The 25,267-nt window shown below is 70.2% G+C and carries 26 protein-coding genes; 10 read left to right on the forward strand and 16 right to left on the reverse strand.

All coding sequences use genetic code 11. The features are described 5' to 3' along the window. The first annotated feature begins 25 nt into the window (after positions 1-25). Entirely contained in the window at positions 26-565 is a 540-nt protein-coding gene (locus tag BM223_RS12025; protein WP_052138357.1) for a SigE family RNA polymerase sigma factor, read from the forward strand. Next, complete coding sequence (locus tag BM223_RS12030) at positions 562-1,455, forward strand: hypothetical protein (protein WP_038677630.1); 894 nt, start codon at positions 562-564, stop codon at positions 1,453-1,455. Before BM223_RS12025 ends, BM223_RS12030 begins: the two co-directional genes overlap by 4 nt. On the opposite strand, the gene BM223_RS12035 is transcribed toward BM223_RS12030, so the two are convergent. Next, positions 1,448-1,912, reverse strand: coding sequence for a PaaI family thioesterase (locus BM223_RS12035; protein WP_052138356.1), 465 nt, complete (start codon positions 1,910-1,912; stop codon positions 1,448-1,450). The genes BM223_RS12030 and BM223_RS12035 overlap by 8 nt on opposite strands. Before the next feature lie 65 nt (positions 1,913-1,977). Between BM223_RS12035 and BM223_RS12040 the strand changes: the two genes are divergently transcribed. Further along, complete coding sequence (locus BM223_RS12040) at positions 1,978-2,493, forward strand: winged helix-turn-helix transcriptional regulator (protein WP_038677627.1); 516 nt, start codon at positions 1,978-1,980, stop codon at positions 2,491-2,493. Here BM223_RS12040 and BM223_RS12045 read toward each other — a convergent pair. The 6 genes from BM223_RS12045 to BM223_RS12070 form a co-directional block, all read right to left on the reverse strand. Next, complete coding sequence (locus BM223_RS12045; RefSeq protein ID WP_038677625.1) at positions 2,490-4,256, reverse strand: DEAD/DEAH box helicase; 1,767 nt, start codon at positions 4,254-4,256, stop codon at positions 2,490-2,492. The genes BM223_RS12040 and BM223_RS12045 overlap by 4 nt on opposite strands. Then, positions 4,253-4,519 carry a DUF3039 domain-containing protein gene (locus tag BM223_RS12050; protein ID WP_052139255.1) on the reverse strand — a complete coding sequence of 89 codons (267 nt, stop codon included), beginning with the start codon at positions 4,517-4,519 and terminating at the stop codon, positions 4,253-4,255. Before BM223_RS12050 ends, BM223_RS12045 begins: the two co-directional genes overlap by 4 nt. 29 nt (positions 4,520-4,548) lie before the next feature. Next, positions 4,549-6,048 (reverse strand): MFS transporter, encoded by a 1,500-nt coding sequence (locus tag BM223_RS12055; protein ID WP_052138355.1) that lies wholly within the window; start codon positions 6,046-6,048, stop codon positions 4,549-4,551. Next, positions 6,045-6,605, reverse strand: a complete 561-nt coding sequence (locus BM223_RS12060) for a TetR/AcrR family transcriptional regulator (RefSeq protein WP_038677622.1) — start codon at positions 6,603-6,605, stop codon at positions 6,045-6,047. Before BM223_RS12060 ends, BM223_RS12055 begins: the two co-directional genes overlap by 4 nt. Positions 6,606-6,714: 109 nt before the next feature. Then, entirely contained in the window at positions 6,715-7,284 is a 570-nt protein-coding gene (locus BM223_RS12065) for a YqgE/AlgH family protein (protein WP_038677620.1), read from the reverse strand. 107 nt (positions 7,285-7,391) lie between these two features. Next, entirely contained in the window at positions 7,392-7,892 is a 501-nt protein-coding gene (locus tag BM223_RS12070; protein WP_235319199.1) for a hypothetical protein, read from the reverse strand. Positions 7,893-8,129: 237 nt separating this feature from the next. On the opposite strand from BM223_RS12070, the gene BM223_RS12075 reads away from it, so the two are divergent. Next, entirely contained in the window at positions 8,130-8,864 is a 735-nt protein-coding gene (locus BM223_RS12075) for a TetR/AcrR family transcriptional regulator (RefSeq protein ID WP_038677617.1), read from the forward strand. Positions 8,865-8,891: 27 nt separating this feature from the next. Here BM223_RS12075 and BM223_RS12080 read toward each other — a convergent pair whose 3' ends face one another. Then, on the reverse strand, positions 8,892-9,926 hold the full coding sequence (locus BM223_RS12080) for a DUF3048 domain-containing protein (protein ID WP_158510183.1): 1,035 nt from the start codon (positions 9,924-9,926) through the stop codon (positions 8,892-8,894). A 312-nt stretch (positions 9,927-10,238) separates the two neighbouring features. Between BM223_RS12080 and BM223_RS12085 the strand changes: the two genes are divergently transcribed. Both BM223_RS12085 and BM223_RS12090 read left to right on the forward strand, forming a co-directional pair. Then, complete coding sequence (locus tag BM223_RS12085; RefSeq protein WP_052138354.1) at positions 10,239-10,811, forward strand: peptidoglycan recognition protein family protein; 573 nt, start codon at positions 10,239-10,241, stop codon at positions 10,809-10,811. After that, on the forward strand, positions 10,811-11,413 hold the full coding sequence (locus BM223_RS12090) for a hypothetical protein (RefSeq protein WP_141267467.1): 603 nt from the start codon (positions 10,811-10,813) through the stop codon (positions 11,411-11,413). Before BM223_RS12085 ends, BM223_RS12090 begins: the two co-directional genes overlap by 1 nt. A gap of 20 nt (positions 11,414-11,433) precedes the next feature. Here the strand turns inward: BM223_RS12090 and BM223_RS12095 are convergent, their stop codons facing one another. The 4 genes from BM223_RS12095 to BM223_RS12110 all read right to left on the reverse strand — a co-directional run bounded on the left by BM223_RS12095 (position 11,434) and on the right by BM223_RS12110 (position 15,948). Then, a complete protein-coding gene (locus tag BM223_RS12095; RefSeq protein WP_038677612.1) occupies positions 11,434-12,204 on the reverse strand; it encodes an SDR family NAD(P)-dependent oxidoreductase in 771 nt (256 codons plus the stop codon). A gap of 79 nt (positions 12,205-12,283) precedes the next feature. Beyond that, positions 12,284-14,071 carry a DUF429 domain-containing protein gene (locus tag BM223_RS12100; RefSeq protein WP_038677610.1) on the reverse strand — a complete coding sequence of 596 codons (1,788 nt, stop codon included), beginning with the start codon at positions 14,069-14,071 and terminating at the stop codon, positions 12,284-12,286. Then, the gene (locus BM223_RS12105; RefSeq protein WP_038677609.1) at positions 14,068-14,484 is read right to left on the reverse strand and encodes an HIT family protein; all 417 of its coding nucleotides are present in this window, start codon (positions 14,482-14,484) and stop codon (positions 14,068-14,070) included. Before BM223_RS12105 ends, BM223_RS12100 begins: the two co-directional genes overlap by 4 nt. Positions 14,485-14,790: 306 nt before the next feature. After that, positions 14,791-15,948, reverse strand: a complete 1,158-nt coding sequence (locus BM223_RS12110; RefSeq protein WP_038677607.1) for a glycerophosphodiester phosphodiesterase — start codon at positions 15,946-15,948, stop codon at positions 14,791-14,793. Positions 15,949-16,079: 131 nt separating this feature from the next. On the opposite strand from BM223_RS12110, the gene BM223_RS12115 reads away from it, so the two are divergent. Together BM223_RS12115 and BM223_RS12120 are read left to right on the forward strand one after the other, a co-directional pair. Continuing rightward, entirely contained in the window at positions 16,080-16,847 is a 768-nt protein-coding gene (locus BM223_RS12115) for a thioesterase family protein (protein WP_038677605.1), read from the forward strand. A 21-nt stretch (positions 16,848-16,868) separates the two neighbouring features. After that, positions 16,869-17,528, forward strand: coding sequence for an NAD(P)H-binding protein (locus BM223_RS12120; RefSeq protein ID WP_038677604.1), 660 nt, complete (start codon positions 16,869-16,871; stop codon positions 17,526-17,528). Positions 17,529-17,555: 27 nt separating this feature from the next. On the opposite strand, the gene BM223_RS12125 is transcribed toward BM223_RS12120, so the two are convergent. Together BM223_RS12125 and BM223_RS28970 are read right to left on the reverse strand one after the other, a co-directional pair. Further along, entirely contained in the window at positions 17,556-18,176 is a 621-nt protein-coding gene (locus BM223_RS12125; RefSeq protein ID WP_038677603.1) for a hypothetical protein, read from the reverse strand. 26 nt (positions 18,177-18,202) lie between these two features. Continuing rightward, complete coding sequence (locus tag BM223_RS28970; RefSeq protein WP_158510182.1) at positions 18,203-18,376, reverse strand: hypothetical protein; 174 nt, start codon at positions 18,374-18,376, stop codon at positions 18,203-18,205. A gap of 162 nt (positions 18,377-18,538) precedes the next feature. Here BM223_RS28970 and BM223_RS28370 point away from each other — a divergent pair, with 162 nt between their 5' ends. Together BM223_RS28370 and BM223_RS12130 are read left to right on the forward strand one after the other, a co-directional pair. After that, positions 18,539-18,859 carry a hypothetical protein gene (locus BM223_RS28370; protein WP_141267466.1) on the forward strand — a complete coding sequence of 107 codons (321 nt, stop codon included), beginning with the start codon at positions 18,539-18,541 and terminating at the stop codon, positions 18,857-18,859. 5 nt (positions 18,860-18,864) lie between these two features. Then, positions 18,865-19,353 (forward strand): DUF4145 domain-containing protein, encoded by a 489-nt coding sequence (locus BM223_RS12130; protein WP_038677601.1) that lies wholly within the window; start codon positions 18,865-18,867, stop codon positions 19,351-19,353. Positions 19,354-19,383: 30 nt separating this feature from the next. On the opposite strand, the gene BM223_RS12135 is transcribed toward BM223_RS12130, so the two are convergent. Continuing rightward, positions 19,384-23,844, reverse strand: coding sequence for an NACHT domain-containing protein (locus tag BM223_RS12135; protein WP_038677600.1), 4,461 nt, complete (start codon positions 23,842-23,844; stop codon positions 19,384-19,386). 475 nt (positions 23,845-24,319) lie between these two features. Further along, positions 24,320-24,640, reverse strand: a complete 321-nt coding sequence (locus tag BM223_RS12140) for a hypothetical protein (protein WP_141267464.1) — start codon at positions 24,638-24,640, stop codon at positions 24,320-24,322. Positions 24,641-25,267 lie beyond the last annotated feature (627 nt).

Here is a 25,267-nt window from a genome sequence, read left to right on the forward strand (position 1 = left end):
CACCGGGACGGCGACGAGGAGAGCGATGCTGGGCAGGACCGGGCACGGAGCGGACGACGCCCGCGACGACTTCACCGTCTTCGCGGGCGCGGCCCAGCAACGGCTCTTCCGCCAGGCCTACCTGCTGTGCGGTGACCGCGCCGCGGCCGAGGACCTGGTCCAGACGACGCTCACCGCGATGTACGTCGCGTGGCCGCGGATCGAGGACCCGGCACCGTACGCCCGGCGCACGATGCTGCGCGAGCACTGGCGCACCGCGCGTCGCCGGGACCGGGAGCAGGCCCTGCACCGGCTGGGCGACGGCGCCGGGCCGGACCGCGACCCGGCCCGCACCCTGACCGTGGTCGAGGCACTCGGCACGCTGCCGGCGCGGATGCGCGCCGTCGTCGTGCTCCGCTACTGGGAGGACCTCAGCGTCGAGCAGACCGCCGCCCTGCTCGGCACCAGCACCGGCAACGTGAAGTCCAGCGCCAGCCGGGGTCTCGCCAAGCTGCGGGACGCCCTGGGCGACAGCTTCGCCGAGCGGGTCTCCGTCGTACCGACCAGCCAGGAGGAAGCCCCATGAGCCCGACCACCGAGGATCTCCGCACCGCCATCGCCGACGAGCTGGCCACCCTGGAGCCGATGACCGACGTCGTCGGCCGTGCCCGCGTCGCGGGGCGACGACGGCTCCGGCGCCGCCGCACATTCCGCGCGGGCGCGTCGGCCGCGGCCGTCGCCGTCGTGGCCGGGCTCGGGTACGCCGCCGTCGACAACGACCCGCCCGCCGCCCCGGACGTCGCGACCGATGCCACGGCCCGGAGCCCCCGCCCTCCCGCCGACCCGCGGCGCACCACGGCGGAGGAGGCCGTCGCGCGAGCGATGGCGAGCCCGCGGATCACCGAGCAGGCCTGGCTCGATGCCTTCGCGGCGACCTGGGAGGCCCTGCTGCCGCGTCGCTTCGGAGGAGTCACCCTCACCCGCGAGCCCGGCTCGGCGCCGCTGCTCCGCACGGTCTCCGGAGCCCCGCGCCTCGACTCCTGGCTGACCATCGGTGGCTACGAAGGGCCGCGCGCCGACCAGCCCGGCACGAGCGGCTGCGCCGGGCTGCGCCAGGTCGCGGCCGAGGCCGACTTCCGCTGGGACGTCACCGACTGCGTCGACGGAACCATCGCGGGCGAGCTCGACTACCTCGCCGACCGGGAGTTCACGGTCGGGGGCAACCAGTCCGACAACCCGGGCCGGGGCAGGCACGGCGCCGGCGTGCTCGTGGTCGGCGACAACTTCTTCCTCGAGTGGGGCGTGCAGGCGGTCGGCCCGGACGCGGAGGTCGGCCTCACCGCCGACGAGATGGCGACGATGCTGGAGGACCCGCTCTTCCTGCACCTGGCCGAGGTCGGCACGCGCTACTTCGCCGAGCGGCCGGACGAGCCGTCGATCGTCCGCCAGGTCGACCCGACCTGGCCGCTCAGCTGAAGATCATGCAGGACGACGACGCGTAGGCGACGAGCTTGCCGCTCCCGTCGTACAGCTTGGCCTCGGCGAGCGCCGTACGACGTCCGCGCTGGAGCACGCTCCCGACCGCGCGCAGCCGGCCGGAGTCGACGGTGACCGCGCGCAGGAACTTCACGGTGAGGTCGAGCGAGGTGTAGCCCTCCCCCACGCCGAGCGTCGAGTGCACGGCGCACCCGCACGCGGAGTCGAGCAGGGTGGCGTAGACGCCGCCGTGCACGCTGCCGATGGGGTTGTAGTGGCGCAGCTCCGGGTCGAGCTCGAAGATCGCCGTCCCCCGCTCGGGGACGTCGAAGCCGGCGAAGCCGAGGGTCTCGGCGATCGGCGCCGCGGGGAGCAGGCCGTCGCGCATGGCCTGCAGCTGGGCGAGCCCGTCGAGCTCGGCGGGGTTCACCTGGGTCTGGATCGCGGACTCAGTCATGGCGCCATCAGACCAGTCCGAGGCTGGGTCTGTCAACGAGACCTAGATCGCTCTATGCTGGCCCGATGAGCAGCACCGCCGCCCCCACCGAGACCAGCCCCCCGGCCCTCGCCTGGTCGGTCGACAACTGCACGCTGGGACGGGCGATGGCGATCCTGGGCGAGCGGTGGACGGTGGTCGTGCTGCGCGAGGTCTTCCTGGGCGTGCGGCGCTTCGACGACATCCGCCGGCACGCGGGGATCCCCCGCCAGGTGCTCACCAACCGGCTGGCCGCGCTCGTCGACCAGGGCATCCTGCGCAAGGTCCCCTACCGCGCCGACGGCGCGCGCACCCGGCACGAGTACCGGCTCACCGCGATGGGGCTCGAGCTCCAGCCGGTGCTGCTCGCGATCAGCCACTGGGGCGACCGGTACCTGGCCGATCCCGGCGGCCCGCCGACGGTCTTCGTGCACCGCGACGACGAGTGCGCCGAGGAGGTGCACGTCGAGGTCCGCTGCGCGGCCGGGCACCACCTCGCCGACCCGCGCGAGGTCGCCACCCGCCCGGGGCCGGGCGTCCGGCCCTTCGAGCCGCAGGACTAGGAGGTCTTGCGGACCGACCACTCCCGGATCCGGTCGATCCGCTTCTGCAGCTGGTCGGCGTTGGCGACCGCGGCCGCCGGGCCGCCGCACTCCTTGCGCAGAGCGGCGTGGGTGATGCCGTGCGCCTGGCCGGTGCGGTGGTGCCACGAGGCGACGAGCCCGTTGAGCTCGCGGCGCAGCAGTCCCAGGTGCTCGTGGGTCGTCACCTCGGCGACGGTGTCGGCGGCGCGCTCGTCGGCCGCCGGTCCGGTCCGGGTACGACGGCGGTCGGCCTGGCGCTGCTGGAGCAGGGCGCTGACCTGGTCCGGCTCGAGCAGGCCGGGGATGCCGAGGAAGTCCATCTCCTCCTCGGAGCCGACGTGCACCTCGCCCTCGTGCCCGAACTGCGCGCCGTCGTACAGCGCGTGGTCGAAGCGGGCCTCGGAGCCGAGCGCCTCGAAGGGCAGCGCCTCGAGCTCGTCGGAGGCGCCGTCGGCGGCATTGGCCTGGGCCAGCAGCTCGTCCTCGGCGGCGAAGATGTCGCCGTCGTCGCTGACCTTGCGCTTGAGGACGTGGTCGCGCTGCGCCTCGAGCTCGGCCGCGAACGACAGCAGGTTCGGCACCGACGGCAGGAAGACCGACGCGATCTCGCCGCGCTTGCGGGCCCGGACGAACCGGCCGACGGCCTGGGCGAAGAAGAGCGGGGTCGAGGTGGTGGTCGCCCACACGCCGACCGCGAGCCGGGGCACGTCGACGCCCTCGGAGACCATCCGGACCGCGACCATCCAGCGCGAGTCGCCCTCGCTGAACTCCGAGATCTTCTTCGACGACGCCTTCTCGTCGGACAGGACGACGGTCGCGGACTCGCCGGTGATCCCCTTGATCAGCTTGGCGTAGGCCCGCGCACTGTCCTGGTCGGAGGCGATGACGAGGCCGCCGGCGTCCGGGACGTGCCGGCGCACCTCGGAGAGCCGCTTGTCGGCGGCCGCGAGCACCGACGGCATCCACGAGCCCTGCGGGTCGAGGGCGGTGCGCAGCGCCTGGGAGGTCATGTCCTTGGTGAGCGGCTCGCCGAGCGACGCGGCGACCTCGTCGCCGGCCCGGGTGCGCCAGCTCATCTGGCCGGAGTAGGCCAGGAAGAGCACCGGCCGCACGACGTGGTCGGCCAGCGCCTCGGAGTAGCCGTAGGAGTAGTCCGGGACCGACGTCGGGAAGCCGCCCTCGCCTGGCGCGTAGGTGACGAACGGGATCGGGTTGATGTCGGAGCGGAACGGCGTGCCGGTCAGCGCGAGCCGGCGCGCGGCCGGCTCGAACGCCTCGCGCACGCCCTCACCCCAGTTGAGCGAGTCGCCCGCGTGGTGGATCTCGTCGAGGATCACCAGCGTGCGGAAGCGCTCGGTGCGGATCCGCAGCGCGAGCGGGTTGACGCCGACGCCGGCGTACGTCACTGCGACGCCGACGTAGTCGCTGGAGATCTTCCCCTTGCCCGCCGAGTACGTCGGGTCGATCGGCAGCCCCGCCCGGGCGGCCGCCTCGGCCCACTGCGACTTCAGGTGCTCGGTGGGCGCGACGATGATCAGCCGGTCGACGACGCGACGGCCCAGCAGCTCGGCAGCCACGGTGAGCGCGAACGTCGTCTTGCCGGCGCCGGGGGTCGCGACGGTCAGGAAGTCGCGCGGGTTGCGGGTGAGGTAGTCGTCGAGCGCGGCAGACTGCCAGGCACGCAGCGACGGCGCCGTGCCCCAGGCTGCCCGCTCCGGCCAGGCCGGACCGAGCGAGGTCATGCGTCGGAACCGGACCCTTCGCCGTCGCCGCCCTGCGGGATGCTCTCCCAGATCTCCTTGCAGTCCGGGCAGACCGGGAACTTCTCCGGCGCCCGGCTCGGCACCCAGACCTTGCCGCAGAGCGCGACCACGGGGGTGCCCATGACCATGGCCTCGGTCAGCTTGTCCTTGTCGACGTAGTGAGAGAAACGCTCGTGGTCGCCCTCGTCGGTCGGGACGGTACGGCGGTCCTCGCGGACGTCCGTTTCTGTCGAGAAGCCGATCGTGGTCACGGGCCCCACTCTAGTCGCCGTCAGTGCCCGCCGGAGACATCGACGTCCTTCGGGAGCTGTCGCCAGACCAGGAAGGCGACCAGGAGCGTGACCACCGCGCCGACCAGCCCGACCGCCCCGAACGCATCGGTGTACGACGCGAGGGCGGCCGGCTCGACCGGGGTGCCGAGCGCGCCGGTGAGCGACTCCTCCGCGGCGTGGCCCGCTCCCGCGGGCAGCCCCTGGCGGTAGACCAGCCCGGCGATGCTGCCGAGCACGGCGATGCCGAGCACGCCGCCGACCTCGTAGGACATCTCCTCGACCGCGGCGGCCGAGCCCGCCTGGTGGGCCGGCGCGGCGCCCATGATGAGCGCCGAGGCCAGGCCGAGCGCGGCCGAGCCGAAGCCGACGAGGAGCAGGGCCACGGCGACGCCGGCGTACGGCATCGGGCGGGGCAGCAGCCACAGCGTGAGCAGGCCGGCCGCGAGCACGACCAGGCCGGCCACGATCACGGTGCGCGCGCCGATCCGGGCGGCGATCGCGGGGGCCAGCGGCGGTCCGATCAGGCCGCCGAGCGCCATGGGGAGCAGCGCGACGCCCGCGACGAGCGGGGTCCAGCCCTGGACCAGCTGGAGCCACTGCGAGCCGACGAACAGCAGCGCCATCACGACCGTGCTGCTGACCAGCGCGGTGATCACGCCGGAGCGGAAGACCGGGTTGCCGAACAGCCGGACGGCGAGCATCGGCTCGGGCTGGGCCAGGCAGCGCCGCACGAAGGCGGTCAGCAGCGCGGCGCCGACGGCGAGCGCGACGAACGTGACGGCGTCCAGGTCGCCCTTGCCGAGGTGCTTGATGCCGTACACGGCGGCGACCATGCCCCCGACCGACAGCAGCACGCCGATCGCGTCGACCCGGCCGGGCCGCTCGGAGCGGCTCTCGGGGAGCAGCAGGAGACCGGCGACGAGGGCGGCGACCATGAGCGGCACGTTGACGAGGAAGGCCGCGTGCCAGCTGAACGCGCTGAGCAGCGCGCCGCCGACGATCGGGCCGACCGCACCGCCGACGGCGGCGGTCGCGGCCCACAGGCCGAGTGCGAAGGCCCGCTCGCGGGCGTCGGGGAAGAGCGCGCGGATCAGCGACAGCGTGGCCGGCATGATCATCGCGCCGCCGATGCCGAGCACCGCGCGGACGACGATCACGTCGCCGGGGCTCTGCGCGACGAGCGCACCGAGCGAGGCGAGCGCGAAGATGACGAAGCCGGTGAGCAGCATCCGGCGCCGTCCCCACCGGTCGGCCACGGCCGCGAGCGGGACGAGCAGGCCGGCCAGGACCAGCGAGTAGACGTCGACGATCCACAGCTGGGCGAGGCCGCCCGCGTGGAGGTCCTCGGTGAGGTCGGGCAGCGCGACGTTGAGGACGGTCATGTCCATCACGACGACGAGCAGGCTGGCCGCGAGGACGGCGAGCCCGCCCCACCTGAGGCGGCTCTGGCGCTCGGTGAGCGTCGCGGCCGTGGCGTCGGCCGGGATCGGCGGGGTCATCGGGCAGCACCCCCCTCGAGGAACGTGGACCGGACGAGCGCCTCGGCGTCGCGGCGGGCGATGTCGCCGCTGACGAGCGCGTCGCGGACGGCGATGAGAAGGCCGTAGAGCGAGTGCCCCAGCCAGCGCGCCGGGACGTCGGCGCGCAGCACGCCGGCGTCCTGCGCGGCGGCGTAGAGGGTGACCTCCTGCGTGAAGAGCGCGTCGGCCCGCTCGCGCAGGTCGGGCGCGTTGAGCACGGTGGGGTCGGTCAGGGCGATGCCGATCTCGTCGGCGTCGACGACGAAGGCGTCGATGAGCACCTCGAGGCAGGCCCGGATCCGGTCCGCGTCGCCGGCGGCGACGACCTCGGCGAGACCGGCCGCACGCTGGCTCTCGGCCCACCGCTCGAGCGAGCGGACCCCGATCTCGTGCAGCAGGTCCTCGCGGCTCGCGAAGTGCCGGTGGACGGTCGCGCGGCCGACCCCGGCCGCGGTGGCGATCTGGGCCATCGACGCGGTCGGGTCGGTCGTGAGCAGGCGCTGGGCGGCAGCCAGCACCGTGTCGCGGGTGGACATCGTGCCTCCTGGTGAGTGAGACACTAGAGTCTCACATGAGACAGCGGTGTCTCAAGTTGGAGGTGTGCGTTGTCCGTCACCACCGCGCCCCACCCCGCCCAGGTCCCCGCTAGTTCAGCTCAGGATCACTCGGCCGGGTCGCGTGCAGCGCCAGGTCCCCCGGCTGCCGGCGCAGCACCTGACGGCGCAGGTCGCGGGTGTCGCCGAGGAAGACGTCCTCGACGTGCCCGGGGACGACGTACCAGCTGCCCTCGGCGATCTCGGCCTGGAGCTGGCCGGCCCCCCAGCCGGCGTAGCCCGCGAAGATCCGGAGCCGGTCGACCGTGCCCTCGACGAGCTCGCGCGGGGTGTCGAGGTCGAGCAGGCCGATCCGGTCCCACAGGGGCTGGAAGCCGGCCGCCTGCTCGCCACCGGGCGCGGCCAGGGCGACGGCGAGCGCGCCGTCGGTCGAGACCGGGCCGCCCTGGAAGAGCAGCTCGGGCTCCTCGACGACGTCGCCCCACTCCCCCAGCACCTCGGCGACGGGCAGCGCCGTCGGCCGGTTGAGGACGACGCCGAGCGCGCCGTCGTCGTTCACGTCGAGCAGGAGGACGACGGTGTCGGCGAAGTTCGGGTCGAGCAGCTCGGGTGCCGCGAGCAGCAGCTGACCGGGGGCCAGGGCGCGCACCTCGCTCGACATGTCTCCATCATCCCCCAGCCGGGGGCAGCGGGAGGCAGGCGACCCCGGACCCGCGCGAGCGATGGGAGGGAGCTCGCGACGGGCCCGGGGCCGTACTCAGAAGGGTCTCAGGCGGCGACGACCGCGCGCAGCCGCTCGAGCAGCGAGCCGCGCACCTCCGGCTCGGCGTACGCCGCGTCGGGGGTGATCATCGGGGTGCCGCGGTGCAGCAGGCGGGCCCGCTCCTCGATCTCGCCGCCGATCCGGTCGGCGGCCTCGTCGCCGATGCTGGTCCGGCCGGCCATCACGGCGAGCAGGTGGTGCTCCTTGAACCGCGCGGCGGCCATGGCGTGCGCCATCGCGTCGTCGACGGGGTGGGCGCGGTAGTGGTCGATGATCATCCGGACGCCGGGCAGCTCGTGGGCGGTGTTGCTCCAGGCGATGGCGACGGCCTGGTCGAGGTCCATCGGCTGGTGCGCGAGCATCCGCTCGATCTGACCGGACAGCCGGGTGTGCCACTTGAGCGTGAGGGCGGCGAGCAGGTCGAGCTCGTCACGGAAGGACGCGGCCACGCCGTCGACGTCCATGGGCAGCAGTCCGTCGCGGCGGACGGCCGAGGTCGCGATCACGGAGCGGAGGGTCTCGCCCCGTGAGTGAAAGGCCTTCCAGGTCATGGTCAGCTCCTTGGTCTCGAGCGGCGCCGGCTGAACTCGGGGTATCCGACATACCGCTGGTACGTACTACGAGTATGGCGCAGACCAGGGGTATGCCAAACGGCACGACACCGTGATCCCGCCCACCCCCGTGGTGACCGGCATCCGTGACCGCTGTCACTCGCGACGTGGCGCCACACCTATGCTGAGCGGGTGGCGAAGGCATCGGTCTCGAAACTCGTCCCCAAGGTCCCCGGGGTGCCCGGGGCCTCGCGCCGGGCGGCGTACTCGGCCTCGACGAAGCGGGCCCTGGTCGACGTCGCCGAGGGTCTCTTCGCCGAGAAGGGCTACGCCGCGACCTCGCTCGACGCCATCGTCTCGGGCGCGCGGGTCACCAAGGGCGCGCTCTACCACCACTTCTCGGGCAAGCAGGCCCTCTTCGAGTCGGTCTTCGAGCGGGTCGAGCTCGAGTCCTCGAAGCGGATCCAGAAGGCGCTGCGCGCCGAGAAGGACCCCTGGCTCAAGGCCCTGCGCGGACTGCGCTCCTTCCTCGAGGTGGTCCAGGAGGCGCGCTACCGCCGGATCGTCATCCAGGACGGCCCGGCCGTGCTCGGCTACGAGCGCTACCGCGAGCAGGAGGAGCGCTCGACCTTCGCCAATATCGTCGAGATCGTCCGGGCCACCCTCGACGCCGGCTCGTGGCAGCTCGACGAGGACATGCTGCAGACCTTCTCCCGGATCTTCTTCGGCGCGATGTCGTCGGCCGGTGAGTCCGTCGCGACCGCCACCGACCCCGAGGCCGCGGCCCGCCGGGTCGAGCACGCCATCGGCTTCCTGCTCGCCGGCGTGCAGAGCCTGGTCGAGCAGGGCATCGAGATGCCCAGCGCCTTCGACGACCCCACCGACGCGGACGCCCCCGAGGACGACGACGCCGCCGAGCCCGAGTAGGGCGCGGCGGCGTCAGCCGTCAGTGGCTCACTTGCCGTAGGTGACCGACCCGTTGTCGGCGTCGACCGGGACGAGCTCGATCCAGACCTTGCCGGCCGGGACCTTGAGCGGGGCGCCGTCCGCGGTGGCGAGGGAGACGGCCGAGGCGAGCTTGTCCTTGCTCCAGGTGCCCTCGACGACCTGGCCGTTGTGGAACAGCTGGGCCTTGCCCTTGCCCACGAAGTGGCTCTCCGGCACGAAGTTGCCGGCCGGGTCGCGGTAGCCGGCGTCGGTGATCTTGACCCGGATCACCAGGATGCTGTCGGGCTGGAAGCGGTCGCCCTGGGCGGCGTTGGAGTTGCTGTTGACGTACTTGCCGCCCTGGAACTGCCAGCTCGTGGTGTGGCTGCCGAAGTCGGCCTGCAGGGAGCCGGCCGGCTGCCCGTTGGTGAAGTCGGCCTCGGTGCCCCACGGCAGGTAGTCGGCCGGACGCGCGTCCTTGCCGTCCTCGGCCGCCTTGGCGACCTTCTTGAGGTCGGTGAACAGGTTGTACGGCGCCCGGCGGCTGTTGTCGCGGTAGAAGCCCGGGCCGCCCTCCTGGAAGAACTTGATCTTCGCGCCCTGGACCCGGCTGATCGTCTGCCCGGCCGCGCCGCTCGTCGCGATCACGCCGTCGGCCGGCGAGACGATGCCGATGTCGCTGGCCCGCATCGAGCGGATCGGCCCGATGTTGGCCGGCAGCTGCGAGTAGTAGAACGCCGCGAGCCGGGTGATCCCGCCCTCGACCAGCTCCTCGACGACGAGGTCGGCCTTGCTCAGGCCGATCTGCGGCGAGCTGGCGGTGGAGTTGTCGATCTTGGTGACGACGACCGGGTGGTCGAGCTCGACGGACTGCCCGTCCTTGGCCTCCAGCCCGGTCAGCGGCCAGGTGGCCGGCTCCTCCGGCGCGGGGGCGGGCGCCGACGACTCGTCCGCCGCGGGCTTCTTGCCGTCGTCACCACCGCAGCCGGCGAGCACGAGGCTCAGCGCGACGAGGGTGGCGGGCACGGCGGTACGGGCGGTACGGAGGGTGGAAAGGCGCACGCGGCAAGTGTTCCTCACCCGGCCCCGGTACGACGGAGCACCCGCCGCGTGTCGCACCACAGCAGCCGGTTCTCGCGTTTTTGCGAACTGGATCTGTCTTCTCATGGACATCCGCGGGCGCCTCAGCGCTACTCGGAGCATGGCCCGCAATCCAAGAAGCCAACCTTCGCAGGAACGCCCTCTGACCCGACGAGGCCTGTTGGCTGGCGCGGCCGGAGGCACGATCAGCGCGACAGGTCTCGCCGCGACAGCCGCGGCGGCACCGCCGTCCACCCCTGAGTGTGTCGCCGACCTGGTCCCAGGAGCGAGCTGATGGCCGACGCCACGTGGCTGGCGCAGCGCCTCTACCGCGACGAGTTCCTCACCGTCATCGAGCAGTCAGGGTTGCGCTCCCGCAGGCGCCCCGGCAGCTTCGCGCCGGCCGGGGTCTTGATGCACCACACGGGCTACCGATCGTCCAACGCCGACCCTTTCCCCGGCTTGAGCACCGTGATCAACGGGCGTCCCGACCTTTCCGGTCCCCTGTGCCACCTCCTCGTCGGCTACAACGGCAAGGTCCGGGTGATCGCTGCAGGTCGCGCCAACCACGCCAACACCGCGCGAGCCAGCGGCCCGATGCCCGCCGGCGACGGCAACACGATGTACATCGGCATCGAGGTCGACTACGCCCCTCAGCTCGGCCAAGCGCCCTCGTCCGCCCAGGTGAATGCCGCGATGCAGGCCGCGGCCGCCGTGGTGACCCGTCTTGGTCGCGGCAAGCGCTACGTCCGCGCCCATGCGGAGACATCCACGACGGGCAAGTGGGACCCAGGCGGGGCGTTCCCGGCTCCCGGGGCATTCCGCGACAAAGTGGGCTGGTGGATCAACAACTACTGGAGGCCCTGATGACGCGCCCCCGCAGCATCTCCCGATGGGCCACAGTGGCGTTGTCCTGCCTGGCGCTCGCGTCGGCCCTCGCGGCCTGCAGCGCACCGTCCGACGAGGCGAGCGACAGCACCTCACCAGCTTCGGTCCCGGCCAGCAGCGCGCCGACGGCGCCTCCAGCGGACCCTGTCGACACGGCGGTGCGCGACGCCTACCGTGCCGCGACCGGCGAGAGCGTGCCCACCTGGGCGCCCGAGATCGCGATCCACGTCGGTGGCCGGCTCGCAGGCCGCATCACCGCCGCCGAGGCTTCGGCTGGATCGTCATGGGACGCCTGTCCCCAGGGTGAGCAGGAGTACGCCGGCCGGCCCTGCCCTGTCGGCCCCGCGGCGGCGCTCAATGCCCTGCTGGCCGACGGCGGAGCCCCGACCGCGACCGAGGGCGCTCCGGCGGTCGTCGGTTGCGACAAGCCGGAGCGCCCCCGCGTCGCGGGGGCCGTCGATTCGGTCTCGATCGTCCCCGACCAGCAGCACCAGGACTGCTTCGCAGCGTTCAGCTGGACGCTCTACCTCAACGGCGAGGACGAGATCGTGGCGACCGATCTCGTCCTCAGCAGCCCCTAGGCCCGATGCCCGGACGGGGCTCACGTCCCCAGCGAGATGCCGCCGTCGACGTAGATGGTCTGGCCGGTGATGTACGAGGCCTCGTCGCTGGACAGGAAGGTCACCGCCGCGGCGATGTCCTCGGGGTGCCCGACCCGGCGCACCGGGTTGGCCTCGGCATTGAGGCGGCGGAACTCCTCGACGTCCATCTTGAGCCGGGCCGCGGTGGCGTCGGTCATCTCGGTCGCGATGAAGCCGGGCGCGACCGCGTTGACGTTGATCCCGAACGGGCCCAGCTCGATGCCGAGCGTGCGGGTGAAGCCCTGGATGCCCATCTTCGCGGCCGAGTAGTTGGCCTGGCCCCGGTTGCCGAGCGCGGAGATCGAGGAGATGTTCACGACCTTGCCGTACTTCTGCTCCACGAAGTGCTTCTGCGCGGCCTTGGTCATCAGGAACGCGCCCTTGAGGTGCACGCCCATGACCAGGTCCCAGTCGTCCTCGGTCATCTTGAACAGGAGGTTGTCGCGGGTGATGCCTGCGTTGTTGACCAGGACGTGGATGCCGCCCAGCTCGGCCACGACCCGCTCGACCGCGGCCTCGACCGACGCGCCGTCGGAGACGTTGGCGCCGATGCCGACGGCCTTCGCGCCCTCGACCAGCGGGAGCTTCGCGGCAGCCTCGGCCGCGGCGCTCTCGTCGAGGTCGACGATCGCGACCGACGCGCCCTCCTGGGCGTAGCGGGTGGCGGTGCCGAAGCCGATCCCGCGCGCGGCTCCGGTGATGACGGCGACTCGCCCGTCGAAACGACCCATCTGATTACCTCAGCTCTTCTCAAGTCCGGTTCGATCGGGGTGCAGCCTACGACGTCCACGGGAGCTACTAAGCGGCTGCTCAGTCCTCGTCGCGCATCTTGGCCAGCCGGGCCCGCAGGGCGGCGGCCCGGTGCTCGTTGCCGCGCAGCTCGACGTACCGCTCGCCGTGCACCCACAGCAGCGCGTCGTCGAGCCGGCGGACGGCGCCCGGCGGGTAGCGGTAGTCCATCCGCTCGCGCAGCGCGTCGTCGTCGACCGAGCGCAGCGTCACGCCGAGGGCGGCGAGCGAGGTGATGCCGAGCTCGAGCACCAGCGCGGAGATCCAGTCGTAGTGATCGGTGCGCGACCAGCCCGCGTCGGCGTACTGGCCGGCGAGGTAGGCGGCGAGCTCGCGGGGGCTGATCCGCGGGTCGGCGTCGGCGCGCTCCTCGTCGACCGCCGCGGCGACGGCCTCGACACTCTCGGCGGGCGCGTCGCGGAGCAGGTCGCGGATCGTGGAGAACTCCCGGTCGGCCAGCTCGAGGAGCCCGGCGGCGAGCGTGAAGCGGCGGTCGAGCTCGTGCGCGTGCTCGGGCGGGACGGCGCCCTTGTAGCGGACGTCGTGCTCGAACTCGGCCCACGCGTGCTGCAGCACGGTCCGGATCTGGAGCGCGGCACGGTGTCCCTGGAGCAGGTCGTCGTCCCCCTCGCGGGTGGGGTCGAGGCCGACGAGCAGGTGCCGGCTGGCGTAGCCGAAGCGGCCCTCGCTCGCGGTCTCGCGGCCCAGGTCGCGGTCGTCGAGGACGACGATCTGGTCCTCGAGCAGGTCGACCACGGCCTGCACGTCGCTGTGCACGTAGGTGATGACGCGGACGCCGACCTGGTCGGTGATCTCGTGCAGCGGGTCGGCGAACATCGGCCGTCCGTCGACCGTCTTGGCCGCCTTCAGCGCGAACGACGCGACCGACTTGGTGCGCCCGGTGACGGTCAGGTAGTTGATGCCCGCCTCGTCGAGGATCGAGGTCACCAGGGCGACGAAGCGCTCGGTGACCGGGAGCAGGCCGGGCTGGAGCTCGGCGTAGCGGCGCACCGCGGAGCCGACGTCGAGCGGCGTCTCGGAGCCCTGTCGCAGCCGCGGTGTCGGCTCCAGGTCGTCGGGCAGCGTGGGGGTGACGATGTAGCCGGTCGCGAGGTCGCCGTACGTCGTGGTGCGCTCGGGACGGCGCTCGGCGTACAGGCCGACGTAGGCGCACACGACGGCGTCGACCTGGTCCTCGACGACGCGCAGCTCGCTCTTGCGCTCCGCGGTCTCGGCCGCCGTGCGCAGCTCGCGCCAGGCCGGCAGACCGCTCACGTGCAGCGGGACCTCGGCGCTCGCGAGCCCCTCGAGCAGGCCGAGCAGCACGAGCAGCTGGCCGCGCCGCTGCTCCAGGTCGCGGCCGGGCTTGTCCTTGTACTTGAGGGTCCGCCCGAGCCGGAACAGGGCGACGGTCGCGGGGTGCGGCGCGACCTCGATGGCGCGCCGCGGGCGGCGCGACCGGGGGTTGATGTCGAGCCCCAGCCGGGCCGCGACGCGGGCCGCCCGGGGCTGGTCGCGGAACTCCGGCTGGCCCGTGTTGGACGGGTGCACGCCCGCGTCGAAGCGCGCGAAGTCCTGGTTCAGCGCGGCCTCCGCCGGCCGGTTACCGGCGGCGTTCGGCACCACGATCGGCGCGTCGATCGCGACCAGGCAGTCCCCCTCGACGTACGGCGCCAGGGCGGCGACGATCTCGTCGTCGGTGCGCACCGCGGCGACGGCGACCAGGACGCCGTCGGCGTCGAGCACCGCGAGACCGGTGGGCCGGCGCTCGCCCCAGGCGAGGTCGATGCCGACGACGTGCGTGCTCACGGGGCCTCCAGCGCGGCGCGCAGCCGGGCGGCGTAGTCGGCGGACTCCCCCGCGGCGTACTTGGTGCGCGGCCAGAAGAACCCGCGCAGCCCGTCGCCCTTGGTCCGCGGCACGACGTGCAGGTGCAGGTGCGGCACGGACTGGCTCACCACGTTGTTCATCGCCACGAAGCTGCCCTGCGCGCCGAGCCCGGCGACGACCGCGGTGGCGAGGCGCTGCGCGGCGGCGAGGAAGCCGTCGCGCTGGGCGGCCGGCAGGTCGGGCAGGGTCACGACGTGGTCGCGCGGGACCAGCAGGACGTGCCCCTTGAAGACGGGGCGCCGGTCGAGGAAAGCGAGCAGGTCGGGCTCGTCGAGGACGATGTCCGCCTCCGCCCCACCCGCGATGATCGTGCAGAACACGCAGTCGGCCATGGCCAGAGCGTACGGGCGACGGGGCCGGCCCCGACGATGTCGGGACCGGCCCCGTCCGGAAACCCGGCGGGCGTCCTGGATCGTGCTCTCCGGCGCGGACCTGCATCCGCCCCGGAGGGCCGTCGGGAACGCCGATCAGGTGTGCCTGCCGGATACCCCCGTTGGCGGCCGAGGCCGCCGGTAATCCCCCCTAAGAGATCACCATTCAAGAATGCCCATCTCCGGATGGTGAGTCAAGGGATCCGGCGGAGCGTGCGCGAAACGTCGATCGCGCCGGCGCGGAGCGAACCTCCCGGACCGGGCGGCTCAGCCTGCGGCGGGGTGCCGCCCGGCCGCCCAGTCGTCCCGGGCGGCCACCGCGATGTCGGGGTTGTCGGAGAACAGCGCGTCCACGCCCGCGTCGAGGAACCGGCGCACCTCGCCGGCCAGGTCGCCGGGCGCGACCGGATCGGTCCCGATCCGGTGGTTGGCCGGCAGGAACTGGTTCTCGCGGCGCATCGTCCAGGTGACCACCTCGAGGCCGGCCCGGTGCGCGTCGCGGACCAGCGGGCTCGGCGTGCCGATGGCCCCGGTGCCGTCCGGCGGCAGGATCAGGCTCTTGGCCGGCGCCACCCAGTCGGCGTACCGCGCGATGCCGGCCAGCCCGGCCGGCGTGACCAGGTCGCGGTAGGTGGTCGTGCTCCCCGCCGCCTTGAGGTCGTACGGCGCCCCGGCGCCGTCGACGAGCTGGGCCAGCGGGACCCGGGTCATCGTGGCGAGCTGGCGCAGGTTGCCGGTCTCGAACGACTGGATGACGACCTTCGCGCCTGGCCGGTCGAGGCCGCTGCGGCGCAGGGTGCGCACGAGCGGCTCCTCGAGCGAGAGCCCGATCGAGTCGAAGTACGTCGGGTGCTTGGTCTCCGGCGCGATGCCGATCGTGCGCCCGCTGCGGCCGGACGCGCGCTTGACCAGGCGGATCACCTCGTCGAGCGTGGGGATCTCGAAGCGGCCGTCGTACCGCGTGTTGCCGGGACGCACCTGCGGCAGCCGCTCCTTGGCCCGCAGGGTCTTCAGCTCGGCGAGCGTGAAGTCCTCGGTGAACCACCCGGTGACCGCGACGCCGTCGATGACCTTGGTCGTCCGGCGTCCGGCGAACTCCGGGTGCGCGGCGACGTCGGTGGTGCCGCTGATCTCGTTCTCGTGGCGGGCCACCAGGACGCCGTCCTTGGTGGAGACGAGGTCGGGCTCGACGTAGTCGGCGCCCTGGGCGATGGCGAGCCGGTACGCCGCGAGCGTGTGCTCGGGGCGGTAGCCGGACGCGCCGCGGTGGGCGATCACGAGCGGCTCGCTGCTGGGGTGGCGGTCGGGACGCCGGCCGGGGTCGGCGTGGGCACCGGCGGGGACGGCGAGGGCGACGCCGGCGGTGGCGAGGACGGTGGTGGCGGCCAGGAGGGCGCGCCCGAGCGGGTGCTTCCGAGAGGTCATGGCGCCACCCGACCAGCCGCAGGTGGCGACCGGCCGAGGCGCAGGTGAAGGGACGTCGACCGCCGGCCGACCATCGCGCTCCCCCCGATAGGGGGTACGCCGGGTGCCCGGGCACCCGGAAGAATGGGCCGGTGGCCTACTGGCAGCGCACCGCACCGCACACCTTCACCCCCACCGAGCACGTCGGCGGCGCCTGGGACCTCGCGACCCAGCACATCGCCCCCGCGCTCGGCGTCCTCGCCCACGAGATCGAGCGGGACCGCGACGCGCGCCGCTCCGACGGCCTCGTCGTCAGCCGGCTGTCGTACGACATCCTCGGCACCGTCCCGATCGAGGCGATCGACGTCGAGGTCGAGGTGCTGCGCCCGGGCCGCACGATCGAGCTCGTCCAGGCCACCGCCCGCCACGGCGGCCGCGCGGTCGTCGTCCTGCGGGCGTGGCTGGTGGAGCCCTACGACACCACGCCCCTCGCCGGCACCGACCTCCCCTCGATCCCCGGCCCCGACGAGCTGGAGCCGTGGGACATGGCCGGCCTGTGGCCGGGCGGCTTCATCGCGTCGATCGAGGTCCGTCGCAAGGACCTCGGCCCCGGCCGCTCCATGGTCTGGGTGCGCACCGACCACGCCCTCGTCGCCGACGAGCCGGTCAGCCGCCTGGCCGCCGTCGCCGGCCTCGTCGACGTCACCAACGGGATCGCCGTCCGCAGCGACCCCACCCAGGTCAGCTTCCCGAACCTCGACCTCACCGCCCACTTCCTGCACGCCCCCGCCGACGGCTGGCTCGGGCTCGACACCACCCAGTCCTACGGCCCCGGCGGCATCGGCGTCACCAGCTCCAAGATGCACGACGAGAACGGGCCCCTCGGCACGATCGCGCAGACGCTGACCGTGCGGCCCTGACCTCCGGCGTACGGTGGGCGCATGCGCATCGCCGTCGTCGGAGGAAGCGGTCAGATCGCCCGCCTCCTGCACCCGCTGCTCGTCACCGCCGGCCACCACCCGGTCGCCCTGGTCCGCAACGAGGCCCAACGCCCCGACCTCGAGGCCCTCGGCGCCGAGGTCCGCCTCCTCGACATCGAGAACAGCGACGTCGCCGGCTTCGCCACCGCCTTCGCCGGGTGCGACGCCGTCGTGTTCGCGGCCGGCGGCGGGCCCGACGGCAACATCGACCGCAAGCGCACCGTCGACCTCGAAGGCTCCCTGAAGTCCTCCGCCGCCGCCGAGAGCCTCGGCATCCAGCGCTTCGTCCAGATCTCCGCCATCGACGTCGACACCCCCGTCTCCCCCGACGCCCCCGCCGTCTGGGCCGCCTACGTCGCCGCCAAGCGCGACGCCGACATCGCCCTCCGCGACGGCCCCCTCGCCTGGACCATCCTCCGCCCCGGCCGCCTCACCGACGACCCACCCACCGGCCTCGTCTCCCTCGGCCCCTCAGTCGCCCGCGGCGACGTCACGCGTGGCGACGTCGCGGCGGTGGTCGCGGCGGTGGTGGACGACGAGCGGACCGTCGGGAAGCAGTGGAACCTGGTGGGCGGGGAGACGCCGGTGGCCGAGGCGGTCGCGGCGGCCGTCCTCGGCTGAGCCTGGCCGCGAGCCGCTCGACCGCCGCTATCCCCGACCACACATCTCGCGATCGGTCTCGGTGCCGCAGCCGACCATCCGCCACGGCGCGTGCACCTCGTGCGACTTGTCACCGATGTCGTAGGAGATGGTGAATCCGTCGATGTCAGCTCCCTCCTTCGGAACCTTCATGACGATCTCCAGCTCCATCTTGGCCGACCAGGACTCCGACGCGTCCGCACAGGACTCGGTGACGCGCGTGCCGTCGAAGTCGTAGGAGAAGTCACCCCGGACCGGCGTGTCCTCGAAGGCGCCGGGCTTCCCCAACGCGTCGAGGATGGGCGACCAGCCTCCGGGAGGACCGTCTCGGTCGGCCTCCTCGGGGATGCGCCGGATGACCGGCTGCACCTCGAGCGGCTTCAGCCTCGTGTTGAAGGAGACCGAACGCAGCACCGGCGCCACCTCGGACGAGCCGCCGTCGCGGCAGATCAGGAACCCCTGCGTGTAGAAGTACGGCGAGTGCGACGGAGCGTAGGCCGCCTTGGCCCCCGCCTCCGTTCGCACGACCAGGGCACCGGTGGCCGCCGGCTCCGCGGGCGATCCACCTTCGCCGTCCGACGAGGCGGTGGAGCAGCCCGTCAGCGCCACAGCGACGGCGACACCGAGCACGCGACGCCCCACCCGGCCCACCGAGGTCAGGGAAGCCACTTCGTGTCGAACTTCCGCTCCCGCAGCTTCCCGGACTGCGACGGCCAGTCGTTGTTCCCGCACAGGACCTTCTTACCGACGACGTTGTAGTTCACGGCCTGGTACCTGGAGTACTTGCGCGAGATGCCGAGGTCGACGCCGATGGCGTCCTTGAGCTTCACAGCGGCACCGTAGTCGTACGTCTTTCCGCTCGTGCTGTTGCGGCTGAACGGGCGCGGCCTTGACGCACTTGCGCCAGTCCGGCCAGTTGATGCCCTGGGTGTTCTGGTCGGTGCCACCGGTCTCCGTGTCCGCGATCCAGTGGACGTGGTCGACTCGCAAAGATGGGTCCCAACCAGTCCGATCCGACTTCCGGCCGCGATGTCGGTGGCTTCTCTTACGCTCCGGCCATGGAGATACGGCACTACTTAGGCAACGTCGAACTGAAGCCCGGCGTCCGACTTCCACACCACACAAACCTGCTGAACCGCGCCGTGACGATCGACCTGATCTGCGAAACCGTGCAGCCGATGTGCTGGCGGGCGGAGGTCAAGGTCTTCGGTCACTCAATCATCCAGACCGAGACATTCAGCAACGATGACGCCGCGGGCCGGGCGGCCGAGCAGGCATTCGTCGAGAAGTTCGTCGGCCTATTGAAAGACTGAGCACCGTGATCGAGGAGGAGTTCGAGGTCGAGCCGGACCCTCGCATGAGTCTCTTTATCGGAGGTTTCGATGCGAACGGGAAGCCGCTACCCATGAGCCCCAGTCGACTCCGCCATACCGCGGGGACCTGGGCGCTGAGTACCGCCACACCACCCGGCATTGCCGACCTCCTGAAGACCAGCCGTGCGCTCTTCGTCCAAAGCTACTTCGCGTACGAGTTTCTAACGCTAGGCGTGCTCGTCTCCTTGCAGGCAGTCGAGACCTCGCTGAGAGTTCGACTCGAACAACCACGAGAACGCTTCCACCGTTTGATTGATCGCGGCGCTTCGGACGGTCTGTACGACGACGACACCCGAGAGCGACTCCATGCCGGCCGAGAACTGCGCAATCTATTCAGCCACCCCGATGAGCAGGTCGTATGGAGCTACGGGATGACGGCGCCACTTATCTCCGCTTCACACGAGATCGTGGCTGCGCTGTTCCGGCAGCCATAGGTACTTCACCTGGCCGCTGCGTGCCCTCGTCTAGAAGCGTTCCGACTCCGCGATGGCGTCGTTGATGCCGTGGACGCCAAGTTCCAAGAGTAGATCGAGAACATCGAGCAATGCCGCTCGATGCGCGCGGTCTCGCGATTGGGCCAGGCCGCGCACGACTAGCTCACTGATGTAGTGGGCATCGCCGGCTGCACCAGTACGGATGTCGGCGGCGTCCTTGCCGAAGACGTCGATAAAGCGCTGCGCCGCCTTCAGCACCAACTCATCGACCTTGTCGGGTGCGTACTGCAGGGTGAGGAGCAACTGCGGGGTGGCGTGGTCGTAGGACGGCGAGTCGATCAGCGCCGTCAGAAGTCCAACGAACGGCTGCAGCGGGTGTTCCCGCAGATGCGGCGCCACTGCGGCGGCTGCCCTACGCACCTCATCCTCGTCGTCGTTCATCAAGCGGATCAGACTGGCCGTGGCCAAGTCGGCGTTCGAGGTGCGATCCACGCGTCCGGCGCACACCTCCGCGACGCCTTTGCGAACGTGGACGTCACCGGCCAACGCCTGGTCCATGAGTTCGGGCCGGCTCCACTCCAGAGCTGCGAAAGCCGCCATGACACCGCCTGCCTCGCGGGCCTCGGCGTCTTCCGACGCCAGCATGCGTTGAATGACTGGATCGATGATCTCGGGATTGACGTTGCCGATGTAGAGCATCAGCTGCTGTACGAACTCGGCTGCCAGGAGCCGATCATCGGCATCAATCAACACCTCGAAAGCGGTCAGGACCTCTGGACGAGCGTGCCGGAGTGAAGCGGCCAAGGTGTGTGCGACACACGACCGCACGCTCAGCACCGGGTCGCTTGCCATCGTGTCCAGATACGGCACGACGAGCGCAGTGCGCTGTCCATCGCTGTCGGCAACCAACAGATCACCGAGCGCCTCGGCCAAAGACCCACGAGCAGTGTTCATGCCGTTCATGCGCATGTCCGCGGCGCTCTGTCCGTCAGTGCCGTCGCGGATGATCACCGGCGAGCTGTCGGTCGGATCGGGCGCGTGCAGGGTGCGGTCTCGGACAAGTTCGACGAGGTCAAGCGGCACCTCACGGTAGTACTTTCGAAGGGCCATGCCGATCCAGCGATCGTTGTCCGGCAGTCCGAGCGAGGCAATGTGGCGGACGGCGTCGAAGACAAGCGGTGCCGCGCCGTCGCGCACCTCGGCGTCGCCGAACCCCATCAGCAGCGCGTCCATGTAGGCCGCGTTGAACTCGGCCGTCAGCTGAAGCGCCAGGCGCGCGAATCGTGCCGGATCAGCAGCAACTTGGTCCTTCAGTACATTGGACAACTCGCGGGCGCCGCCAGTGAAGCTGACCCAATCGGTCTTGTCTGAGTCATGCTTCGCCATCGCACCGAGCCACTGCGCGTCGGTCATCTTCTGCGCTGCGCTGGATGAGATCGGCGAACCGATGAACCCGCCCCGCACACCACTTGGCTTCGCTGGCGCCTCTTCCTCAAACTTCCGCCGGTACTCCCCTAAGCGGCGCTGTCCGTTTGACGTGAGCCGAGGCTCGTCAAGCGCCGACAGGAACGTGAACGCTGCACGCCCGGAGCTGTGACGTGTCTCGTACTCGTTGCGCATGTCCCGGAACAAGTCCTCGAGTTGCCGATGAATCTCATCGGACACGTAGGGCGCCGTCGCCCTGACTAGCTCCCGCGCTACCCAGTCGGAGTCTGAGATGTAGCCACAATCGAGACGCCGTCCGCCTTCGAGCAACAGGCTCGCAGACCAGTCTGCGAAGTACTCGCCGCCGGCCGCCAAGGCTCGGTAGAGCAGGAACTGTGATGCGTCGTAGGGGTCAGCGGCCAGTTCTTCGAGCAGGCCGCGAATCGCCTCGGGGTCAGTCTTTGCCAGCGTTTCTAGGGAGCGAACCGACGCTGCCAGCAAGGCATCGCCAAGCTCTCGATCGTCCAGTTCGTCGACCTCGAAGCGCGCACTGAAGTGATGGTCGCGAATCGGGTCGTCGTCACGAGGCTCGTAAGCCGTCGCGGCCATGACCTGCCGCAGATAGGGAACGATCGTCTGCACGAACTCCAGCGGTTTCGCGCTGGCAGCATCCTTCACAAGCTCGGCCGCGCCGTACTCCCGCATTCCAAGCACAGCGACCTTGCCGCCGTCGCTGACGGCCAGAGCACCGACGTGACCGATCAGTCGGGCTTGAAGTAGCTCAATCGCCCAGAGCGGTTCGTGTTTCGCCAGCTCATGCGCCGTCAGCCATAGTTCGTGCTCCGTCACGTCGTAGGCACCTTGCCGGACGGCTTCCAGTACGAGATCGAATAGCTCACGGTTCTGCTGAATGGCAGCGAAACGGGTGACCCATCGCAACCAATCGAGATACTCACGGGCCTCCTTTCGATCGCTGAGCAGACTTGCGATCAAAACAGGGTGTTCTTTGACAGCGCTAACCATCGTGTTCAGCGCATGCAGCCGCATGCCCACGTCCTGGCCGTCGAGCCAAGTGGCAATCTGGCCGTCTTCATAGAAGCGCGCGAACCACTGTGATCGGCGCAACTGCTGCCAAAGCCGTTCTTCAAATCGCGGGTGAGTGGCTGCGACCCGGAGCATAACCGCGGCGTCATCGGTCGTTGGCACAGCAAGATTGGCAACGACGGCGAGCACCGTCTCCTTGATGTGAAACCGAATGTCGTCAGCCGTCAGCACCGCCTCGGCCTCTGTGCGGAATCGGTCGGACTCCCGCTCATATAGATGCTGCAGGATCTGGCGGACCTGGGCGCGACGGAACAACTCCTGTTCGTCGTGGAGGAGGAAGTCGACCAGCGATTCCGCCCGAGACGCCCACTGCCGCGCGAAGGCGTAGTCAAAGAATGTTTCGTGGAAGAAGGCGATCCGATCGCCATCACGAGCAAGCACATGCTCAGAGACGAGAACGTTTGCATCCTCAATCAGATCGCCATCGTCCAGGATCTCGATCGGGACGGACAGCATTTGTCGATCACTTGCAGCATTGGCGATCCGGCTGACAACGTCGTTGAACCTGACTGTCGGCCGTCGAGCGCGCGCTGTCTGCCGCTTGCGCTCCCAGAATGCCTCGAACAGAGAGCCCTTTGACTGGAACGCCAACGCGTCACCCTGAGACGCGATCGTCTGCAGCAGCACGAGGTGCAGCGGGGTCTGCAGTAGTACCCGTTGCGACGAAGTCAGCTTCGTTGGGTCCAGACCCATGCTGGCCACAGCGGCGTCGACATCCTCGACTGAGAGTAGGCCGACCTCCACCTGGGTGACGTCGGCGCGAGACGCCAATGCCCGGATCCGGTGGTCGTTATCAATGTCGAACTGCCGGCACGCCAGGACAATGCGCACGCCACCCACCGACAGCGCTTCGCCGATCAGATCCATGACGACGTCGAAACTCTCCGGCATGCGGCCGGAGGCAAGGCTGACGGCGTCGAGTTGGTCAATCACCAGGTAGGCGTCACGATCGTCCGCTGCCAGCGCCAGAGCCACCGCGGGCGAGGTCTCAAAGCCGAGCTGGCGACCCAGATCAGCGGTCGACGCGAACGGGTCGAGTCGGTCCAACCGCAATGCCAGCACTTCAGCGCCGGCCGACTCCAGCGCGGCGACCGTCTGTTCAAGAACAGAACTCTTCCCACCGCCGGCTGTACCTGCGATGAGCCCGATCCGGTTGAGGTCGAGTGCCTCGACGAGTTGCAAGGCCTCCGCTCGCGCAATCGCCGGTTGCAGTAGCTCCCGTTGGATTGAGTGGCGCCAGCTGTCAGTGATCGCCAACGCCTGTGCGTGCGCGGTCTGATGCGATCCCCGTGCCAACGGCTTGATGCCCTGGTCGGCGAGCAGCGCCAGCAGTTCGGTCCGCGTCAAACGCTTGCCGAGGTTGTCGAGCAGGATGTCACCGATGGCCAACGAGGTCAGGTGGCCGGTTGCACCACCAAGGTTGCACTCAGCGAGCATGCTGTTCATCCGGACGATGTCGTACTCGTCCTGTACTGAGAACCGCATTCCGCGCAGGGTTTCCCAAGCCGCCTGTGGACTGCCCAAGACCTCGGCCGCTGTCAGTTGATCAAAGACGGCTGCAAGCTCGCTGGTCAGCCAGGACTCAGTAAGCGAGGCGAGGTCATCGGACTTGCGGGCGCGCTCGGACAACTCCTGCAGCGGTCGACAAGGGACAAGAGAGACGAAGTGGTAGCGGCGGCCAGCCGCCACATGTTTCGCGGCCGCCTCGAAGATCTTCAGATCGGCTAGGGCCTTGACGGTCCAGCTGTTGCTGTTGCCGTTCTGGCGCTTGAGCTGATGAGCCTCAGTGACGAGCCCCGTTTCGTAGCTGAACTCTGAGCCTTTGCCGACCTCGGGATCGATGTCCTCAGCGGTCAGCGCCCGTCGGTCGTCAAGGATGCAGTAGAGCGCGTGACGGATGGTCCACGCAAGCTCGTACTTGTTGCCGAGCTTGTCCGTCTCTCCACCAGGCCTAGGCGACATGCTTGTCCTTCGCTACGACTATCCACGCGGGTTTGCCCGCGCAGACAGTACCGCGCACTAACACTTCGGAGCCGAAATTGTGGGTGTCGCATATGCAAGCTCCAAACTCGATCAATTAGAGCAACTATATACAACAGTTGCAGTTTCAGCATCATTGTTGAAGACCATAGGGCCGATCCAATTGTGGACTGCAAGAGTCCTTACTGTCAGGTCCACTAGAATCGCTCAAGGTCAACACGATATAAAATAAGCGCAGACGCAAACTGATGGCAGCTTAGCGCCGCAATATCTCGATGAGGCTCGGGAGCTGTTTCGTCCGGCTGAGCAACGGACCGCTGCCGAGAAAGACATCCTCATGGGAAGTGCAGCCGCAGCCGCGTTCGAGACCCACTGGGCAAGACGTCGATTCTTCGCCAGGCTTGGAAACTCCGCCGTAGACCCAGCGAATACGACAATACCGGATCACCAGCCCTGCCTAAATGCCCGGCCGGATCGAGACGTGACCCGGCATCGAATCTGCCGGCGCCTTTAACTGGAAGCCGGCCTCTCGGTAGATCACCTCGATGTTGTACATATGCGTCAGCATGATGTGCCGATGGCACATGTAGGTCCAGTCGAAGCCGCGCTCGAATGCGCATGTCGGCATCCAGGACTGCACCCAAGCCACCCAACGGTCGAAGAGCGACGCCCCTGAGCTGTTCGAGGGCCGCACGGTGCGGTCCGTGGTGGTCGACGAGGAGCGCGCACCGTTTATCAAGACGGCATACGAGCTGTACGCCACGGGCTTGTACGGCATGCCGGAGCTGAGTAAGAAGCTCAACGACGCCGGCCTCCGGACCCGGCCGACACGGAAGGACCCCGCGGGCACGCCGATCTCTGCACGGGCTCGGCAAACTGCTCCGCGACCCCTACGACTGCTGCGTGATCGTCTACGACGGCGCGGAGTACCCCGGCCGTCACGAAGCGCTGATCTCCGAAGAGCTGTTCCAGCGTGTCCAAGCCATCCTGTTCGGCGAGCGACGGGCGGGGACCCGGCGACGAGTCCACCACCACTACCTCAAGGGGCTGCTGTGGTGCGCTCGCTGTGACCGGCGGCGATCATCTCGCCCGGCCGCAGCAAGTCCGGCGAGCAGCACTTCATCTACCGCTGCCGAGGCCGCCAGGAGAAGACCTGCGACCTGCCACCGATCCCGGTCGTCAGAATCGGGCCGGCGTGCTGGCGCACTACGTGACGGCTATCTCGACCTCATCGGCGACCCCGACTAGCCGCAGCCAAGGTCCGGGAGCGACTGAAGGCGGTTCGGCAGCAGGAGGCATCGCTCCGGCGGCAGTTGGAGACCGCGGAGACCGACTTCGATGCCGGACGGTCCCTGATGCTGCGAACGATCGATCTACTTGCCCAACCGCAGGAGCTGTACCGAAG

Origin of the sequence: Pimelobacter simplex (genome assembly GCF_900114845.1) — a bacterium.
Taxonomy (GTDB): Bacteria; Actinomycetota; Actinomycetes; order Propionibacteriales; family Nocardioidaceae; genus Nocardioides; species Nocardioides simplex.

Bases quoted from the DNA above. Each gene is read 5' to 3' on its own strand.
- BM223_RS12065 (WP_038677620.1), bottom strand. From the start codon at position 7,284: ATGTCGAGCGAGGTGCGCGCCCTGGCCCCCGGTCAGCTGCTGCTCGCG.
- BM223_RS12095 (WP_038677612.1), bottom strand. From the start codon at position 12,204: ATGGGTCGTTTCGACGGGCGAGTCGCCGTCATCACCGGAGCCGCGCGC.
- BM223_RS12135 (WP_038677600.1), bottom strand. From the start codon at position 23,844: ATGTCGCCTAGGCCTGGTGGAGAGACGGACAAGCTCGGCAACAAGTAC.
- BM223_RS12035 (WP_052138356.1), bottom strand. From the start codon at position 1,912: ATGACTGAGTCCGCGATCCAGACCCAGGTGAACCCCGCCGAGCTCGAC.
- BM223_RS12025 (WP_052138357.1), top strand. From the start codon at position 26: ATGCTGGGCAGGACCGGGCACGGAGCGGACGACGCCCGCGACGACTTC.
- BM223_RS12040 (WP_038677627.1), top strand. From the start codon at position 1,978: ATGAGCAGCACCGCCGCCCCCACCGAGACCAGCCCCCCGGCCCTCGCC.
- BM223_RS12105 (WP_038677609.1), bottom strand. From the start codon at position 14,484: ATGGCCGACTGCGTGTTCTGCACGATCATCGCGGGTGGGGCGGAGGCG.
- BM223_RS12120 (WP_038677604.1), top strand. From the start codon at position 16,869: ATGCGCATCGCCGTCGTCGGAGGAAGCGGTCAGATCGCCCGCCTCCTG.
- BM223_RS12140 (WP_141267464.1), bottom strand. From the start codon at position 24,640: ATGCCGTACAAGCCCGTGGCGTACAGCTCGTATGCCGTCTTGATAAAC.
- BM223_RS28370 (WP_141267466.1), top strand. From the start codon at position 18,539: ATGGGTCCCAACCAGTCCGATCCGACTTCCGGCCGCGATGTCGGTGGC.
- BM223_RS12055 (WP_052138355.1), bottom strand. From the start codon at position 6,048: ATGACCCCGCCGATCCCGGCCGACGCCACGGCCGCGACGCTCACCGAG.
- BM223_RS12085 (WP_052138354.1), top strand. From the start codon at position 10,239: ATGGCCGACGCCACGTGGCTGGCGCAGCGCCTCTACCGCGACGAGTTC.
- BM223_RS12110 (WP_038677607.1), bottom strand. From the start codon at position 15,948: ATGACCTCTCGGAAGCACCCGCTCGGGCGCGCCCTCCTGGCCGCCACC.
- BM223_RS12090 (WP_141267467.1), top strand. From the start codon at position 10,811: ATGACGCGCCCCCGCAGCATCTCCCGATGGGCCACAGTGGCGTTGTCC.
- BM223_RS12060 (WP_038677622.1), bottom strand. From the start codon at position 6,605: ATGTCCACCCGCGACACGGTGCTGGCTGCCGCCCAGCGCCTGCTCACG.
- BM223_RS12045 (WP_038677625.1), bottom strand. From the start codon at position 4,256: ATGACCTCGCTCGGTCCGGCCTGGCCGGAGCGGGCAGCCTGGGGCACG.
- BM223_RS12030 (WP_038677630.1), top strand. From the start codon at position 562: ATGAGCCCGACCACCGAGGATCTCCGCACCGCCATCGCCGACGAGCTG.